This window comes from Streptomyces sp. NPDC053076, assembly GCF_044546845.1.
Taxonomy (GTDB): domain Bacteria; phylum Actinomycetota; class Actinomycetes; order Streptomycetales; family Streptomycetaceae; genus Streptomyces.
This window is the reverse complement of the sequence record NZ_JBITZL010000002.1, coordinates 982,541-999,308: the sequence shown is the minus strand read 5'-3', so window position 1 is coordinate 999,308 and position 16,768 is coordinate 982,541. Positions and strand designations below refer to the sequence as shown.

The following is a 16,768-nucleotide window of genomic DNA, read 5'->3' as shown; positions in this document are numbered from 1 at the left end:
GAGCCTCTCCGGGGGCCGCTCCGCTCAGGAGCCGGCGCCCGGCCTGTCCACGAGTTCCACCTGATCCACCGCGTTGCACCAGCGGCACCGCACCGACTCGATGGTCTCACTGACCACCTCACGCTCCTCCACCGTCGGCTCGCCCGCCAGGTCGAGGTGGACGTACTCGACGACCTTCGACGAGCGGGTCACATCGAACCGCGTGAGGTTGCCGCACAGGGCGCAGCGCCACCGTGTCGTGGCCGTCGGCAGGGGAACCGTCATGGTGACTGTCCGCTTCCTTCTCGTGTCGGTCCGCGCCGTTCCCGACGCGTGTGGCTCGTAACCCTACGGCCTGGCGGGTCCTCGCCGCCCGCCCGTCCACGGCGGCGAGGCGGTCTGTCAGCTTGCGTCCCGTTACGTCATGCTCTGTAGTCATGATCAGCACCTGGAGCACGGCGGCCGGCAGGACACTCAGATCGGTCCGGGGGATCCCGGCGCCCGTGACGTACGGCCTCATCGCCCTGTGCTGCCTGCTCTTCGCCCTCGGCCCGGCCTCCGGGCTGATCCCCGGGTACGGCTCCGGGGACGCGCTGCTCGCCGCGCAGCGGGCGTACTTCCGGCACTGGGGCGTGGTCCCGGCCGAGCTGTTCGAGGGACCGGCCGGCGCCGCGCTCACCCCGGCCACCGCGCTGTTCGTGCACGGCAGCTGGGTGCATCTGCTCGGCAACATGCTCTTCCTCTTCGTCTTCGGGGCGATGACCGAGGAACGGATGGGCCGGGTGGAGTTCACCCTGTTCTACGTCGGCTGCGGCTATCTCGCCCTGCTGGGCTACGCGGCGGCCAACGCCACCTCCGGGCAGTCGCTGGTCGGTGCCTCCGGGGCGATCTCGGCGGTCCTCGGAGCGTTCCTCTTCCTGTTCCCCCGCGCGCGCGTGACCAGTCTTCTGCCGTTCCTGTTCTTCCTGCCGCTGCGCTTCCCGGCCTGGGTCGTGCTGCCGTTCTGGGCGGCCCTGCAATGGCTGGCGGCGGGGCGCGCCTCCGACGGGCCCGGGGTGGCCTATCTGGCCCACCTGGTGGGCTTCGGGCTGGGCTTCGGCTACGCGTGGGTGCGCTACGGGAGGTTGACGGGCCCGAGGGGCCGCCTCGGCAGGGCGCTGGTGGGCGGCGGGCGGGCGACTAGAGTGAAACCCGCCCCAGCTCCGGTCACCGAGGGAGAGAAACAACCGTGATCACCGCGATCGTCCTGATCAAGACCAGCGTGGACCGGATCCCCGAGATCGCGGAGCAGATCGCCGCGCTGGAGGGCATCACCGAGGTCTTCTCGGTCACCGGCACCTACGACCTGATCGCCATGGTCCGGGTCCGGCAGCACGAGGACCTCGCCGAGGTCATCCCCGGCCGCATCAGCAAGATCCCCGGCGTGGAGGCCACCGACACCCACGTCGCGTTCCGCACCTACTCCCAGCACGACCTGGAAGCCGCGTTCGCGATCGGCCTGGACAACTAGCCGCCCAGATCGACAGCCGCGATTCCGGTGCCCGAGGGGACATAGAGGCGGTTGCCGCGGACGAGCGGGGTGTGCTGGTCGTCGCCCGCGTCCCGGCCGAGAGCCTCGCTCCAGCGCTTCCTGCCGTTCAGGTCCAGGGCCCAGACCCGGTCGGCCGCACGCGCGTACACCGTGTCGCCGGCCACCACCGCGCGGGGCTCGCCCGTGAGGTCGTACGACCAGGCCCGGGAGCCGTCGGCCGCCCGGACTGCGTACACCGTCTGCGACTCCGTGCCGACGGCCAGCGCCCGGGTGCCCGCGGTCAGGGGCCCGGTGTCGGCCTCCCGGCGCCACAGGCGCCGGCCGTCCGTGACCCGGAAGCCCTGGCGCGTGCCGGCGGCGTCCGCGAGCAGGGTGCCGCCCGCGAGGGCGACCGCCGTGACATCGGTGCCCGCCGACACCTGCCACTTCCGCGACCCGTCCCGCGCGTCCAGCGCCAGCAGGGTGTCGCCGTAGCTGCCCGTGCAGACCACCTCGCCCGAGACGAGGGGGGTACCGGTGGGTCCGGCCGGGGTCCTGGCGGTCCACCGCTCGCGACCGTCGCCGTCGTAGCGGCGCAGCCCGCCCGTGTCCGTGCCGCCGACGGAGACCAGCACGCCGGAGCCGAGCGGCACCGGGACGGCGTACCGCCGGTCGCCGAGGGTGCGGGTCCACAACGGGCTGCCCGACGGGCTGACCGCGGTCAGCCGGCGCACGTCGTCGGCGTGGAAGCCCACCACGCAGTAGACGGCGTCCCGGGTGACCACGGGGGTGGAGACGTCGTCGCCGAGGCGGACCTTCCAGCGCCCCGAGCCGTCCCGGTTGAGGGCGTGCAGGACGCCGCCGGAGGTGCCGGCGTAGACGACGGAACCGTCCGGGGAGAGCGCGCAGCAGGCGCCGTCCAGGCCGCCGATGCCGCCGAGGTCGTACTGCCAGCGCAGCACGGCGGACCGGGCGGCGGCCGGGACCGCCGTCATGTCGGGGTCCGAGGGGTCGGGCGCCCGGTAGCCGCCGCTCATGCCCTGGCTCTCGGCGGTGAAGCCCCACTTCAGCAGCCAGCCGCCTCCCGCCAGCCCGCCGACGACGGCTCCACCCGCGAGGGTCGCGAGGAGACGGCGGCGGCCGGGGGCGACGGAGCCCGGACGACGGACGGGAACCGTGGGACCGGTGGGCGCCGCGGCCGGCACCGGGACGGTGCCGGAGACGGGACTCGCGTGCACCCCGGACGCGGGCGCCGGCGCGGGCGCGGACACGCGCGCGGACTCGGGCGCGGACACGGGCTCGGGCGCGGACACGGGCGCGGGCGCGGACACGGGCGCGGGCGCGGACACGGGCTCGGGCGCGGACACGGGCTCGGGCGCGGACACGGGCTCGGGCGCGGACACGGGCGCGGACTCGGGCGCGGGCTTGGATACGGGCGCGGGCGTCCCGGAGCCCGTCACCGAAGCGGGCGCCCCGGACGCCGTCGCGGACGCGGAAGCGGGCGTCTTGGGCGTACCGAAGGCCGTCACCGAAGCGGGCGCCGCGGACGCCGCGGACGTCTCGGGCGCGGCCACGGGGGCGGGAGCCGCGGACGTCCCGGAGGGAGGCGTGGGGGCGAGGGTCGCGGGGGCCAGGTACTCCACGCCGCTGGGACGGTCGTCGGGGACCGGGCGCGGGCGGGTCGCGGGGCCGTACCAGCCCGGGCGGACGCCGGTGCGCAGGGTGTCCGGGGTGAATCCGGCGCTCGCCACGATCTCCGCCGGCTCCGGACGCTCCAGCGGGTCCTCGCGCAGGCAGGCGGTCACCAGCGGCCGGATCCCCTCCGGCACGCCGGACAGGTCGAAGTCGCGGGTGAGGATGCGCAGCAGGACCACCGAGTCCTGGCCCTCGCCGAACGGTTCCCGGCCGGCCGCCGCGTAGGCGAGGACCGCACCGAGGGAGAAGACATCGCTCGGCGGTCCGACCTGGCCGCCGTTGCGGATCTGCTCCGGCGAGACGTAGCCGACCGAGCCGACGACCGCGCCGGTGCGGGTCAGCGCGGTGGCCTCCAGGGCCCGGACGATCCCGAAGTCGATGACCCGGGGCCCGTCCGGGCCCAGCAGGATGTTCGACGGCTTCAGATCGCGGTGTACCAGGCCCTTGGCGTGGATCGCGGTCAGCGCCTCGCCGAGCGCGGCGGCGAGGATCCGCACCGCGGGACCGGGCAGCGCGCCGTGGTCGAGGACGGCGTCCCGCAGATTCGGGCCCGCGACGAACTCCGTTGCCATCCAGGGCCGTTCGGCCTCGGTGTCGGCGTCCACGACCCGCGCGGTGTACGTGTCCGCGCCGCCGACGGTCTGCGCGGCACGGACCTCGTGGCGGAAGCGGGCCCGGAAAGTGCGGTCCTCGGCGTGCTCGGTCCGCACCACCTTCACCGCGAGGCGTAGCCCGCCCCGGGACCGGGCGAGGTAGACCTCGCCCATGCCGCCCGCGCCGAGTCTGTGCGTGACTTCGTACGGGCCGATGTGGCGCGGGTCGGCTGCGCGCAGCGATCGCACTCCGTGCTCCCCCCGGTCTGGCTGCTGGCAGAGGGAGTGTATGGGGCGCCGGCGGCCCGGTGGACGTCGCCCGGCCGTTCGCCGCGTGCGGCGCCACGGCGGGCACGGGCCGTCGCGTGCCACGGCGGGTACGGGTCCGTCACGACGCCGCGGCCACTGCGGGTCCATCACGACGCCACGGCCACTGCGGGTCCACCACCACGCCACGGCCGCCGCGGGCCCGTCACGACGCCACGGCCACTGCGGGTCCACCACCATGCCACGGCCGCCGCGGGCCCGTCACGGCGCCACGGCCGCTGCGGGTCCACCACCACGCCACGGCCGCTGCGGGTCCGTCGCGGTTGCTCGCGCTCACGCGGCGGAGCCGCATGTCGGCACAGCACCGCGCCCCTTGCGGTCGGCCGTCCGTGCAGTCGGCTTCAGACCGCCGGGACGCAGCGGCCCTCCTCCGTGCGGTACTGCCACTTGGCGCCGTCCCGGACCAGTTCCCTGACGGCCTTCACGAACCGCTCGACGTGCTCGTCCGGGGTGCCCGCGCCGAAGCTCACACGGATGGCGTTGAGGGACTTCTCCCCCGGCGCCGCCTCGGGGGCGCCGCACTCGCCCTGGGTCTGCGGGTCGGTGCCGAGCAGCGTGCGGACCAGCGGGTGGGCGCAGAACAGGCCGTCGCGAACGCCGATGCCGTACTCGGCGGAGAGCGCGGCGGCGAAGTGGGAGCTGTTCCAGCCGTCGACGACGAAGGAGATGACACCGACGCGCGGGGCGTCGTCGCCGAAGAGGGAGAGGATCCGCACCTCGGGCACCTCGGCGAGGCCCTCCCGGACCGTGCGGACGAGGTGCTGCTCGCGGGCGACGAGGGCGTCCCAGCCGGCCTCGGTGAGCGCCTTGCAGGCCGAGGCGATGGAGTAGGCGCCGATGACGTTCGGGGAGCCGGCCTCGTGGCGGGCGGCGCTCTCGTGCCACTCCACGTCCACGCCGCCGTCCTGCCGCCGGGTGACCTTGCGGCTGGCGCCGCCGCCCGCGAGGTACGGTTCGGCCGCCTGGAGCCAGTCGGCGCGGCCCGCGAGGACACCGGAGCCGAAGGGGGCGTACAGCTTGTGGCCGGAGAAGGCGACCCAGTCGACGTCCAGGCCGGCGATGTCGACGGGGTGGTGCGGGGCCAGCTGGGCGGCGTCCAGGACGATCCGGGCGCCGTGGGCGTGCGCGGCGGCGGCCAGTTCCCGCACCGGCCACAGCTCGCCGGTGACGTTGGAGGCGCCGGTGACGCAGACCAGGGCCGGGCCGTGGCCCCCTTCAAGGGACACCGTGCGGTCGGCGAGGGCCCGCTCCAGAGTCTCGACGGCCTGCCGGGGGGTGCGCGGGGCGTTGAGGTAGGTGACGTTCGCGTCCTGCCAGGGCAGCAGGGAGGCGTGGTGCTCGGTCTCGAAGACGAAGACCTGGCAGCCGGCCGGGAGCGCGCGGGCCAGCAGGTTGAGGGAGTCGGTGGTCGAGCGGGTGAAGACCACCTGGTCGGCCGGCCGGCAGCCGAGGAACTCGGCGACCGTCCTGCGGGCGTTCTCGAACAGGTCGGTGGAGAGCTGGGAGAGGTAGCCGGCACCGCGGTGGACACTGCCGTAGTACGGGGCGTACGCGGCGACGTCGTCCCAGACGCGCTGGAGGGCGGGGGCGCTGGCCGCGTAGTCGAGCGCCGCGTAGCCGACTTCGCCTCCGGTGACCAACGGGACGGTGACATCTCGCCCCAGAACGGGCAGAGGGGTGCAAACGGACTGGTCGATGGCAGCGGTGGAGACGGACATGGCGGAACTCCCGTGACAGGAAAGCGAAGAAGAGAGAAAGGGGTGTGCGGAGGCGGGGCTCTGCGGCCCTAACGCATTCGCATGCTCACGGAAGACTCCTCGACGACCAGGATCCCCGGGTTCGCGAGGGATCCGCGCTTGCCGTGGACCTTGCTGTCCACGGCCTGGTCTTCACCCGGGGCACCCCGCCACGGACGGAGGGTTGCCGGACAGTCGGCCGGGGCCTCATGACTGTCACTCATGACCTGGTACAGGAAAGTACGCGAAATGATCGTCGTCCCGCAACCGGTGTCCGGATCGCGGGACGACTCCCGGTGAGGTCACGCGTTGCTGGCGGCCACCCAGCGCTCCAGCGAGCGCTTGGCCGCGCCCGAGTCGATCGACTCCGCCGCCTGCGCCATGCCCGCGCGGATCTGCTCGGCGAACGGCGCGTCCGCCGGCCGCAGCGCCACCAGCGCCGCCGCCGAGTTCAGCAGTACGGCGTCCCGTACGGCCCCCCGCTCGCCGTCGAGCAGCCGGCGGGCGACCTCCGCGTTGTAGGAGGCGTCGGCGCCGCGCAGGGCCTCCACGGGGACGAGGTCGATACCGGCGTCCCGCGGGTCGAAGCTCTCCTCCGTGACCTTGCCGTCGCGGACCACCCACACCCGGGAGGGAGCGGTGACGGTCAGCTCGTCCAGGCCGTCGTCGCCCCGGAAGACCAGGGAGGAGTTGCCGCGCTCGGCGAGGACACCGGCCACGATCGGCGCCATGCGGGGGTCGGCCACACCGACGGCCTGCGACCGCACCTGGGCCGGGTTGGTCAGCGGACCGAGCACGTTGAACGTGGTCCGGATGCCCAACTGGGAGCGTGCCGGGGCGACATGGCGCAGGGACGGGTGGAACCGCACCGCGAAGCAGATGGTGATGCCGGCTTCCTCGGCGACCTCGGCGACCCGCCGCGGGGTCAGGTTCAGGTTGATTCCCAGCTTCTCCAGGACGTCGGAGGAGCCGGAGGCGGAGGACGCGGCGCGGTTGCCGTGCTTGACGACCTTCGCGCCCGTGCCCGCGACGACGATGGAGGACATGGTGGAGATGTTCACCGTCTTGGCGCCGTCACCGCCGGTGCCGACGATGTCGACGGCCGGGCCGGGCACCTCGATCACATTGGCGTGCGCGTACATCGTCCGCACGAGTCCGGTGATCTCCTCGACCGTCTCGCCCTTGGCCCGCAGCGCCACCATGAACGCGGCGATCTGCGCGTCGGTCGCCTCCCCGCGCATGATCAGGTCCATCGCCCAGGCGGTGTCGTCGGCGGACAGGTTCCGGCCGTCCAGCAGGCCGTTCAGCAGGACGGGCCAGGAGCGGCCCGCCGCGGTGTCGCCTCCAGCGGGGGTCACAGCGCTCATCAGCCGCTCCTTGTAGACAGTGCTGAAACGTCGTACACCACCCTATCCAGCCCGAGGCAGGACGAAGGGCCCCGTCCGGGGTGCGGACGGGGCCCTTCAGCGTGGCGTGGCGACGCGGGGATCAGTGGTGGCCGTGGCCGCTCGTGATCTCCTTGTACTCCTCGACGGTCGGCTTCGGGATCTGGCTGTCCTCGCCGTAGTAGCTGTTGGACAGCTTGGCCCGCAGCTTCTGCGAGGCCGGCACCTTGCGCTCGACACCGTTCTCGTCGACCGTGGGGCCGATCTCGGCCGGCTCGTACTGGTGGTGGGCCGTGAGAGTGTGCAGCTGCTCCTGGCTGAGCGGCTCGTGCACCTCGATGAACTCACCGTGCGGCAGGCGCTTGATGATGCCGGTCTCCCGACCGTGCAGCACCTTGTCGCGGTCGCGGCGCTGGAGACCCAGGCAGATCCGCTTGGTCACGATGAACGCGATGACCGGTCCGGCGAAGAAGAAGATCCGGACGAACCAGGTGACGGCGTTGATCGACAGGTTGAAGTGCGTGGCCCACAGGTCGTTGCCACCGCCGACCAGGGTGATCATGTAGATCGTCACCCAGGCGACACCGAACGCGGTACGGGTCGGGGCGTTGCGCGGGCGGTCCAGGATGTGGTGCTCGCGCTTGTCGCCGGTGACCCAGGACTCGATGAACGGGTAGACCGCGATCACTGCCAGGACCAGCGGGAAGAGCACCAGCGGGATGAACACGCCCAGGACGAGCGTGTGGCCCCAGAAGTTGATCTCCCAGCCCGGCATGAAGCGGATCAGACCCTCGGCGAAGCCCATGTACCAGTCGGGCTGGGCGCCGGTGGACACCTGGTCCGGACGGTAGGGGCCCATGGCCCAGATCGGGTTGATCTGGGCGACCGCCGCGATGGCCGCGATGACACCGAAGACCAGGAAGAAGAAGCCTCCGGCCTTCGCCATGTACACCGGCAGCAGCGGCATGCCGACGACGTTCTTCTCGGTCTTTCCGGGACCCGCGTACTGCGTGTGCTTGTGGTAGAAGACCAGGATCAGGTGCGCCACCATCAGGCCGAGCATGATGCCCGGCAGCAGCAGGATGTGGATCGAGTAGAACCGGGCGACGAAGTCGTGGCCGGGGAACTCTCCGCCGAACAGGAAGAACGACAGGTACGTGCCGACGATCGGCACGGACAGGATCGCGCCCTCCATGAAGCGGACACCGGTGCCCGAGAGCAGGTCGTCCGGGAGCGAGTAACCGGTGAAGCCGGTGAACATGCCGAGGACGAACAGCAGGAAGCCGAACAGCCAGTTGATCTCACGCGGCTTGCGGAACGCGCCGGTGAAGAACACGCGCATCATGTGCACGAACATGCCGGCGAGGAAGATCAGCGCGGCCCAGTGGTGGATCTGCCGGATGAGCAGACCACCGCGCACGTCGAAGGAGATGTGCAGGGTCGAGTTGAACGCCTCGGACATCAGCTGTCCCTGAAGCGGGATGTAGCTGCCGTGGTACTCCACCTCGTTCATCGACGGGTGGAAGAACAGCGTCAGATACACACCCGTCAGGATGATGATGATGAAGCTGTACAGGCACACTTCGCCCAACATGAACGACCAGTGGTCGGGGAAGATCTTACGCATGTTGGCCTTGGCCAGGGAGTAGATCCCGAGCCGGCCGTCGGCCCAGTCGGCGACGCGCTCGCCGGCCGGTGCCTTCCCGCGAGAGCGGCCCGCCGCGCCGGCGGATGAAGGCGTTTCGTTCGATGCAGTACTCATCCGCGCTCCCAGAATGCAGGACCGACGGGCTCCTCGAAGTCGCCGAGCGCCTGGAGGTAACCCTCACTGTCCACACCGATGCGCAGCTGCGGCAGGGCGTGGCCGGCGGGGCCGAAGATCACTCGGGCGCCGTCGGAGAGGTCGAAGGTGGACTGGTGGCACGGGCACAGCACGTGGTGCGTCTGCTGCTCGTACAGCGAGATCGGGCAGCCGACGTGGGTGCAGATCTTGGAGAAGGCGACGATGCCCTCGTGCGACCAGTCGAGCTCGCGCTTGTCCTTGATGTTGCCCGGCTGAAGCCGGACGATCATCAGGGCCGCCTTGGCGATCTCCGTCTGGAACTCCTCGGACTTCTCCTCCAGGCCGTCGGGCTTGGCGAAGGTGAGAGAGCCGACGGCGACGTCCTCGGGACGCAGCGGCTCGTTCGTGTTCATGTTGACCAGGCGCTTGCCCTTGGCCCACATCGTGTGCCGGAGCTTGGTACCGGGCGCCGGGCCGAGGCCGCCGAGCAGCATGACACCGGAGAGCGGCACCAGGGCCAGCGCGCCGAACATCGTGTTGCGGATCAGCTTGCGGCGGCCGATCGCCGACTCCTTGGCGCCCTGGCGGAAGTCCGCGTGCACCTTCGCCCGGACGTCCGCGGGAGCCTCGATCGGGTGACGCTTGTCGGCGACCTCGACGTCGGACATCAGGGTGCGGGCCCAGTGGACCGCACCCGCGCCGATGCAGAACAGCGCCACACCGAGGGTGAGACCCAGCGTGAAGTTCATCGCGCTGAGGTGACCGATCGGGAAGACGAAGATCGCCTTGTCGTTCGGGATCACCAGGTACGCGACGATGAAGGCGATGGTGGCCAGCATCGACACCGTGAACAGCAGGGCGACCATGCGCTCGGACCGCCTGGCGGCCCGCTCGTCGACGTCCTGGATCCGGTGCTCGTGCGGCGGCAGCCCCGGGTCGGCGAACGGGTTCTCCTCGTCCGCGATCCCTACCGCGCCGTGTGCGTGGTCCTGCTCAGCGGGCAGGTTCTCTTCTGGAATGTCTTGGCTACTCATGACTTCTTGGCCTTTGCGGTCCGAGCGGCGACCCAGACGGCGACCGCGATCAGCGCGCCAAGGCCGAAGATCCAGGCGAACAGACCCTCACTGACCGGCCCAAGGCCGCCCAGCTCCAGGCCGCCGGGGTTCTCCGTCTTGCTGCCGTTGACCGCGTTCAGGTACGCGATGATGTCCTTCTTGTTCTTCTCCGACATCGTGGTGTCGGGGAAGGACGGCATGTTCTGCGGGCCCGTCTGCATGGCCTCGTAGATGTGCTTCGGAGCGACACCCTCAAGGCTCGGCGCGTACTTGCCCTTGGTCAGGGCGCCGCCCTTGCCGGTGAAGTTGTGGCACTGCGCGCAGTTGGTGCGGAACAGCTCACCGCCCGCGGCGATGTCCGCGCCCTCCGGGCCGTACTGCTGTTCGGTCGGCACGCTCGGGCCGGCACCCAGCGACGCGACGTACGCGGCGAGCTGGTCGATCTGGGCCTGCGTGTAGATGGGCTTCTTCTTCGGGACCTGGGCGCCCTGCGAGGTCGCGGCCGGCATCCGGCCGGTGCTGACCTGGAAGTCGACGGCCGCGGCGCCCACGCCGACGAGGCTCGGTCCGTCGGAGGAGCCCTGGCCACCGGTGCCGTGGCAGCTGGCGCAGCCGACCTCGTAGAGCTTCTTGCCCTCCTTGATGGTCAGGGACTGGGAGGTGTCATCGGCCTGCGCCTTGCCCGCGGGCGCGAACGCGGCGTACAGCCCCCCAGTGGCCGCCAGCGCGAGGAGTAGGACGACGACCGCCGCCAGCGGATGGCGTCGTCGTGCGGAGAGCTTTTTCACGGATTACCCCGGTGTCAGGATCTTCTGCGTCGGTGCTTCTGGATGTGCGGGAGCGGTCCCGCTACTTGATCAGGTAGATCGTGGCGAAGAGGCCGATCCAGACGACATCGACGAAGTGCCAGTAGTAGGACACGACGATGGCGGCGGTCGCCTGCTCGTGGGTGAACCTCTTGGCCATGTAGGTACGGCCGAGGACCAGCAGGAAGGCGATGAGGCCACCCGTCACGTGCAGGCCGTGGAAGCCGGTGGTCAGGTAGAACACCGAGCCGTACGGGTCGGAGGACAGCGAGATGCCGTCCTTCTTCACCAGCTCCGTGTACTCGAAGATCTGACCGCCGATGAAGATCGCACCCATGATGAAGGTGAGGATGAACCAGCCACGGAGCTTCTTCACATCGCCGCGCTCGGCCGCGAACACGCCGAGCTGGCAGGTGAGGGAGGAGAGCACCAGGATCGTGGTGTTCGTGGCGGAGAAGGGCACATTGAGCGCCTCCGCCATCTCCTTCCAGTGAGCCGGTCCGGTCACCGACCGGAGGGTGAAGTACATCGCGAAGAGGGCCGCGAAGAACATCAGCTCGGAACTCAGCCAGATGATGGTTCCGACGCTGGTGAGGTTCGGCCGGTTGACCGACGGGTGCGCGTGCCCGGTATCTACTGTCGTTGCTGTCGCCACGACCGACATTATGTCGGTCGCTTATCTCGCGCTCACTCCGGGGGGTGCCGTTCGGAGTGTTGCCGCCCGCCGAACCGGTGCTGACGTGGTGTTCATGGGAGTAACATCCGCCCAAACGGCCCTGTCCGTCCCGTCCGTACGACGCCGACGTCCCGGAGGAACAATGCAGCCGACCGCCACGGTGCTGGTCTACAGCGACGACTCCAACACCCGCGAGCAAGTACGGCTGGCCACAGGGCGCCGACCGGCTCCGGACGTGCCCCTGGTGGAGTTCGTGGAGTGCGCGACTCCCGAGGCGGTGCAGCGGGAGCTGGACAAGGGGGGCATCGACGTCTGCGTGCTGGACGGTGAGGCCGTGCCCATGGGCGGCATGGGGGTGTGCCGGCAGATCAAGGACGAGGTGTTCAACTGCCCGCCGGTGCTGCTTCTCATGGGCCGCCCGCAGGACGCCTGGCTGGCCACGTGGAGCCGTGCCGACGCCGCTGTGACGCTGCCGGTGGACCCGGTGGAGTTCGCCTCCGCCCTGGCCTCTCTGCTGCGTCGTAAGCGGCTGCTGAGCGCCTAGGGGCCCGGGGCGCGAGGTCGGTGCGCGAGAACGGCCCGGTGGGTGGTTCTCGCGCAGTTCCCCGCGCCCCCTCGGGGCGCTCACACGGCTGTCGGCTGGAGGCGTACCGCGTCCCCGGGTGCCGGGCCGTCCGGGGTGCCGTCGGTCAGGGCACTGCCCGTGCGCCACTTCGTCCAGTCGACGTTCCAGTCGCCGAAGCCGTTGCCGAAGGGCTCCATGGGGTCGCCCTGGGAGTTGACGACCTTGACGATGTCGCCCTCGCGGACGTTGTCGTAGAACCACTCGGCGTTGGCCGTGCTCATACCGGTACAGCCGTGGCTGACGTTGGCGGAGCCCTGTGAGCCGACGGACCAGGGCGCGGCGTGCACGTACTCGCCGGACCAGGTGACCCGGGTGGCGTAGTAGACCGGCAGATCGTAGGAGTCGGAACTGCCCTCGGCGATGCCGACGGTGGAGCCGCGCATCCGTACGAAGTACTGCTTCTCCAGTACGACCTTGACACCGTTGCGGGTCTCGAAGCCGGGCTTGCCGGTGGTGACGGGGATCTGCTCGATCTGCTGGCCGTTCTTGTAGTACGTGAGCTGGTGCGCGGCGGCGTCCGTGACGACCTCGACCCGGTCGCCGGTGGTGAGCTTCAGCGCTTTGGACTTCCCGCCCCACAGCCGGTCGCTGATCTTGACGCCGTCCAGGTTGCTGTGCACCCGGATCGTCGCGTGGGCGGGCCAGTACTCCTTGGGGCGGTAATGGAGTTCCTTGTCGCTCACCCAGTACCAGGAGCCCGGCACGGCCGGCACGGAGTCCACCCGCAGGGCACGCTCCACGAGGGCGCGCTGCGCCTTGTCCTTGACCGGCTGGTCGAGTTGGGCCGTGACGGGCTGTCCGACGCCGTACGTGCCCGTGCCCGGCCCGAACGTCACGCCCAGGGTCTTCTTGCTGGTGGGCTTGCTGGTATCGAACGTGAGGACCTTGCGGCCCGGTGCGCCGTCCTCGTCCTCGGTACTCACCGTGACCGTGTAGTGGGCGTTCGCGGCCAGCGGGGAGGTGCTGTGCCAGCGACTGCCGTCGGCGGCGAGTTCGCCCGTCACGTAACGCCCGGTGGAGTCCTGGGCGGTGACGTCCGTGATGCGGCCCTCACCGCTGTTGGCGGTGACCTCCAGAGGCTTGTCCGGATCGGCTCGTTTCCCTGCCTCGGTCGGACCGTTGAAGGAGATCAGGTCCGCTGCGTCGTACGGCCTGGCCGACAGGGGGTTGCCGTCCGAACCGCAAGCGGTGACGCCCGCACCGAGGGCGGTCACCAGCAGGGTGCAGCTGACGACGGTGCGGGTCCGCGCAAAGTGGTTCATATGATCACGCTATGAGATGGAGAGCTTACCGGCGCGGTGGGTAACTCGTACGGGCGAACGACATTCCGGCAAAGGACGGACCCGCCCGCGACGCACCGGAGAACGCCGGGAGCCCGGACCCTCCGTCAAGGAAGGTCCGGGCTCCCGGTGCGTTCGGCGCGCCCTACTGGGTGCGGTTCTCGCCGTGGTAGTACTCGAACACCCAGCCGAACAGGCCGATCACGATGAACGGCGCGGAGAAGTAGATCAGCCACCAGCCGACCGCGATGCTGAGGAAGGCGATCGCGCCGCCGAAGCCCAGCATGAGCGGCTGCCAGCTGTGCGGGCTGAAGAAGCCCAGCTCGCCCGCGTCGTCCGCGACGTCGGCCTCCTTGTCGTCCTGGGCACCCGCGTCGACCCGCCGGGCGGTGAAGCCCAGGTAGAAGCCGATCATGACGCTCAGGCCGAAGGCCAGGAAGAGCGCGGTGGTACCGGCCGGCTCCTTCGACCACACGCCATACACGATGGCCATGATCAGGATGAAGACGCTCAGCCAGATGAACATCCGACCCTGGATCTTCACTTGCCGGCCTCCTTGCTGCCCGCGACGGCGGTGGCGGGACCGACGTTCTCGAGCTGTTCGAGCGCGGCGATCTCAGGGTGGTGCAGGTCGAACGCCGGGGATTCGCTGCGGATCCGCGGCAGGGTGAGGAAGTTGTGCCGCGGCGGCGGGCAGGAGGTCGCCCACTCCAGCGAGCGGCTGTAGCCCCACGGGTCGTCCACGCCGACCGGCTTGCCGTACTTGGCCGTCTTCCACACGTTGTAGAGGAACGGCAGGATCGACAGGCCGAGCAGGAAGGAGCTGATGGTCGACACCGTGTTCAGCGCGGTGAAACCGTCGGCCGCCAGGTAGTCGGCGTACCGGCGCGGCATGCCCTCGGCGCCCAGCCAGTGCTGGACCAGGAAGGTGCCGTGGAAGCCGACGAACAGCGTCCAGAAGGTGATCTTGCCGAGCCGCTCGTCGAGCATCTTGCCCGTCATCTTCGGCCACCAGAAGTGGAAGCCGGAGAACATCGCGAAGACGACCGTGCCGAAGACCACGTAGTGGAAGTGGGCCACCACGAAGTACGAGTCGGAGACGTGGAAGTCCATCGGCGGCGAGGCCAGGATGACGCCCGTCAGACCACCGAACGTGAAGGTGATCAGGAAGCCGATGGCCCACAGCATCGGTGTCTCGAAGGACAGCGAGCCCTTCCACATGGTGGCGATCCAGTTGAAGATCTTCACACCGGTCGGCACCGCGATCAGGAAGGTCATGAAGGAGAAGAACGGCAGCAGCACACCACCGGTGACGTACATGTGGTGCGCCCACACCGTCACCGACAGACCCGCGATCGCGATGGTCGCCGCGATCAGGTTCATGTAACCGAAGATCGGCCGGCGGCTGAAGACCGGGATGACCTCACTGATGATGCCGAAGAACGGCAGGGCGATGATGTACACCTCGGGATGGCCGAAGAACCAGAAGAGGTGCTGCCACAACAGTGAGCCGCCGTTGGCCGGGTCGAAGACATGGGCGCCGAACTTCCGGTCCGCCTCCAGGGCGAACAGCGCCGCGGCCAGCACCGGGAAGGCCAGCAGGACCAGCACACCGGTCAGCAGCACGTTCCAGGTGAACACCGGCATACGGAACATCGTCATGCCCGGAGCGCGCATGCAGATGATCGTGGTGATGAAGTTGACCGCACCGAGGATCGTGCCGAAACCGGACAGGGCCAGACCCATGATCCACATGTCCGCGCCGATACCCGGCGAGCGGACCGCGTCCGACAGCGGCGAGTAGGCGAACCAGCCGAAGTCGGCCGCGCCCTGCGGGGTGAGGAAGCCACCCACCGCGATGGACGAGCCGAACAGGTACAGCCAGTAGGCGAACATGTTCAGCCGCGGGAACGCCACGTCCGGCGCACCGATCTGCAACGGCATGATCCAGTTCGCGAAACCGGCGAACAGCGGCGTCGCGAACATCAGCAGCATGATCGTGCCGTGCATCGTGAACGCCTGGTTGAACTGCTCGTTCGACATGAACTGCAGACCAGGACGGGCCAGCTCGGCGCGCATCAGCAGCGCCATGACGCCGCCGATCAGGAAGAACGCGAACGACGTCGAGAGGTACATCGTCCCGATCGTCTTGTGGTCGGTGGTCGTCAGCCACTTCACCACGACATTGCCGGGCTGCTTGCGCCGGACCGGCAGCTCGTCCGCGTACGAGCCTTCAGCTGCCGCGGCACCCTGGGGTTCGTTGAGGATGCTCACAGGTTGTTCGTCTCCCGGTTCTTCTCGTGGCTCGTCTGCGCGATGCCGGCGGGAATGTAACCGGTCTGCCCCTTCTTGACGAGGTCCTTGAGGTGCTGCTCGTACCGCTCGGGGGAGACGACCTTCACGTTGAACAGCATCCGGGAGTGGTCGACGCCGCAGAGCTCGGCACACTTGCCGAGGAAGGTGCCCTCCTTGTTGGGGGTCACCTGGAAGGCGTTGGTGTGGCCCGGGATGACGTCCTGCTTCATGAGGAACGGCACCACCCAGAAGGAGTGGATGACGTCACGCGAGGTCAGGACGAAGCGGACCGTCTTGCCCTTGGGAAGCCAGAGCGTCGGACCGGGGTTGCCCGTCTGCGGGTTCCGCGTGCCGGGCGTGCCGACGTCGTAGACACCGCCGGCGTTGGCCGGGAAGGAGTCCTTCAGCCGGTCCGGAATGGCGTCCAGGTTCTTGTCGGTCTTGGCATCGCCGGTGGAACCGGGGACGTTCTCGACGTAGTTGAAGCCCCAGCTCCACTGGAAGCCGACCACGTTGACCGTGACGTCGGGCTTCTTGTCGGTGAGGCTGAGCAGCTTCGATTCGTCCCGGGCGGTGAAGTAGAACAGCACCGAGATGATGATGATCGGGACCACCGTGTACAGGGCCTCGATCGGCATGTTGTACCGAGTCTGCGGAGGAACCTCGACCTTGGTGCGGCTGCGCCGGTGGAACATGGCGCTCCACAGGATCAGGCCCCACACCAGCACGCCGACGGCGAGCGCGGCAGCCCAGGAGCCCTGCCACAGGGAGAGGATCCGCGGAGCCTCTTCCGTGGTCGGGGTGGGCATGCCAAGGCGGGGGAAGTCCTTGTATGTGCAACCGGTTGCGGTCGCCAGGACCAGGCCCGCGGTCAGTGCCTGCAGCAGCTTCCGCCGCATCGGGCGCCGCGGCGAGCGGTCGGAGCCGTTGGGACTCACGTAGCGCCTTCCCGAGAGTCTCGCCCGCGCGGTCGGCTGCGGCCTTCTCGCTGGTCGGTCGCCGCCCTGCGTCGGGCAGGGGTTT

15 protein-coding genes and 1 riboswitch are annotated in these 16,768 nt (G+C 69.8%); of the genes, 3 read left to right on the top strand and 12 right to left on the bottom strand.

The features are described from left to right. Window positions 1–24: 24 nt before the first annotated feature. On the bottom strand, window positions 25–264 hold the full coding sequence (locus ACIGYR_RS11735; RefSeq protein ID WP_029382693.1) for a hypothetical protein: 240 nt from the start codon (window positions 262–264) through the stop codon (window positions 25–27). 152 nt (window positions 265–416) lie between these two features. Here ACIGYR_RS11735 and ACIGYR_RS11730 point away from each other — a divergent pair, with 152 nt between their 5' ends. Both ACIGYR_RS11730 and ACIGYR_RS11725 read left to right on the top strand, forming a co-directional pair. Continuing rightward, window positions 417–1,211, top strand: a complete 795-nt coding sequence (locus ACIGYR_RS11730) for a rhomboid family intramembrane serine protease (protein ID WP_391839076.1) — start codon at window positions 417–419, stop codon at window positions 1,209–1,211. Further along, window positions 1,208–1,489, top strand: coding sequence for an Lrp/AsnC family transcriptional regulator (locus ACIGYR_RS11725; RefSeq protein ID WP_391839074.1), 282 nt, complete (start codon window positions 1,208–1,210; stop codon window positions 1,487–1,489). Before ACIGYR_RS11730 ends, ACIGYR_RS11725 begins: the two co-directional genes overlap by 4 nt. Here the strand turns inward: ACIGYR_RS11725 and ACIGYR_RS11720 are convergent. The 7 genes from ACIGYR_RS11720 to ACIGYR_RS11690 form a co-directional block, all read right to left on the bottom strand. Beyond that, the gene (locus tag ACIGYR_RS11720) at window positions 1,486–4,026 is read right to left on the bottom strand and encodes a PQQ-binding-like beta-propeller repeat protein (RefSeq protein ID WP_399595532.1); all 2,541 of its coding nucleotides are present in this window, start codon (window positions 4,024–4,026) and stop codon (window positions 1,486–1,488) included. The genes ACIGYR_RS11725 and ACIGYR_RS11720 overlap by 4 nt on opposite strands. A gap of 419 nt (window positions 4,027–4,445) precedes the next feature. Continuing rightward, entirely contained in the window at window positions 4,446–5,822 is a 1,377-nt protein-coding gene (locus ACIGYR_RS11715; RefSeq protein WP_399595534.1) for an aminotransferase class V-fold PLP-dependent enzyme, read from the bottom strand. Window positions 5,823–5,951: 129 nt separating this feature from the next. Then, a riboswitch (SAM riboswitch) is annotated at window positions 5,952–6,068 on the bottom strand. 74 nt (window positions 6,069–6,142) lie between these two features. After that, window positions 6,143–7,207 carry an anthranilate phosphoribosyltransferase gene (gene trpD / locus ACIGYR_RS11710; protein WP_399595536.1) on the bottom strand — a complete coding sequence of 355 codons (1,065 nt, stop codon included), beginning with the start codon at window positions 7,205–7,207 and terminating at the stop codon, window positions 6,143–6,145. Between the two features lie 121 nt (window positions 7,208–7,328). Then, on the bottom strand, window positions 7,329–8,987 hold the full coding sequence (locus ACIGYR_RS11705) for a cytochrome bc complex cytochrome b subunit (protein ID WP_399595538.1): 1,659 nt from the start codon (window positions 8,985–8,987) through the stop codon (window positions 7,329–7,331). Beyond that, window positions 8,984–10,042 (bottom strand): Rieske 2Fe-2S domain-containing protein, encoded by a 1,059-nt coding sequence (locus ACIGYR_RS11700; RefSeq protein ID WP_399595540.1) that lies wholly within the window; start codon window positions 10,040–10,042, stop codon window positions 8,984–8,986. The genes ACIGYR_RS11705 and ACIGYR_RS11700 overlap by 4 nt, the downstream gene beginning before the upstream one ends. Beyond that, window positions 10,039–10,851 carry a c-type cytochrome gene (locus tag ACIGYR_RS11695; protein WP_391839062.1) on the bottom strand — a complete coding sequence of 271 codons (813 nt, stop codon included), beginning with the start codon at window positions 10,849–10,851 and terminating at the stop codon, window positions 10,039–10,041. The genes ACIGYR_RS11700 and ACIGYR_RS11695 overlap by 4 nt, the downstream gene beginning before the upstream one ends. A 61-nt stretch (window positions 10,852–10,912) precedes the next feature. After that, window positions 10,913–11,533: a heme-copper oxidase subunit III gene (locus tag ACIGYR_RS11690; protein WP_391839060.1), complete on the bottom strand. Its 621-nt coding sequence runs from the start codon at window positions 11,531–11,533 to the stop codon at window positions 10,913–10,915. Between the two features lie 154 nt (window positions 11,534–11,687). Here ACIGYR_RS11690 and ACIGYR_RS11685 point away from each other — a divergent pair, with 154 nt between their 5' ends. Further along, a complete protein-coding gene (locus ACIGYR_RS11685) occupies window positions 11,688–12,089 on the top strand; it encodes a hypothetical protein (protein WP_391839058.1) in 402 nt (133 codons plus the stop codon). Window positions 12,090–12,169: 80 nt separating this feature from the next. On the opposite strand, the gene ACIGYR_RS11680 is transcribed toward ACIGYR_RS11685, so the two are convergent. The 4 genes from ACIGYR_RS11680 to coxB form a co-directional block, all read right to left on the bottom strand. Further along, entirely contained in the window at window positions 12,170–13,432 is a 1,263-nt protein-coding gene (locus ACIGYR_RS11680) for an Ig-like domain-containing protein (protein ID WP_399595544.1), read from the bottom strand. A gap of 163 nt (window positions 13,433–13,595) precedes the next feature. Beyond that, window positions 13,596–13,994 carry a cytochrome c oxidase subunit 4 gene (locus ACIGYR_RS11675; protein WP_031166647.1) on the bottom strand — a complete coding sequence of 133 codons (399 nt, stop codon included), beginning with the start codon at window positions 13,992–13,994 and terminating at the stop codon, window positions 13,596–13,598. Continuing rightward, window positions 13,991–15,724: a cytochrome c oxidase subunit I gene (ctaD, locus tag ACIGYR_RS11670; protein WP_391839053.1), complete on the bottom strand. Its 1,734-nt coding sequence runs from the start codon at window positions 15,722–15,724 to the stop codon at window positions 13,991–13,993. The genes ACIGYR_RS11675 and ctaD overlap by 4 nt, the downstream gene beginning before the upstream one ends. Further along, window positions 15,721–16,683, bottom strand: a complete 963-nt coding sequence (coxB, locus tag ACIGYR_RS11665) for a cytochrome c oxidase subunit II (RefSeq protein WP_391839052.1) — start codon at window positions 16,681–16,683, stop codon at window positions 15,721–15,723. Before coxB ends, ctaD begins: the two co-directional genes overlap by 4 nt. Window positions 16,684–16,768 lie beyond the last annotated feature (85 nt).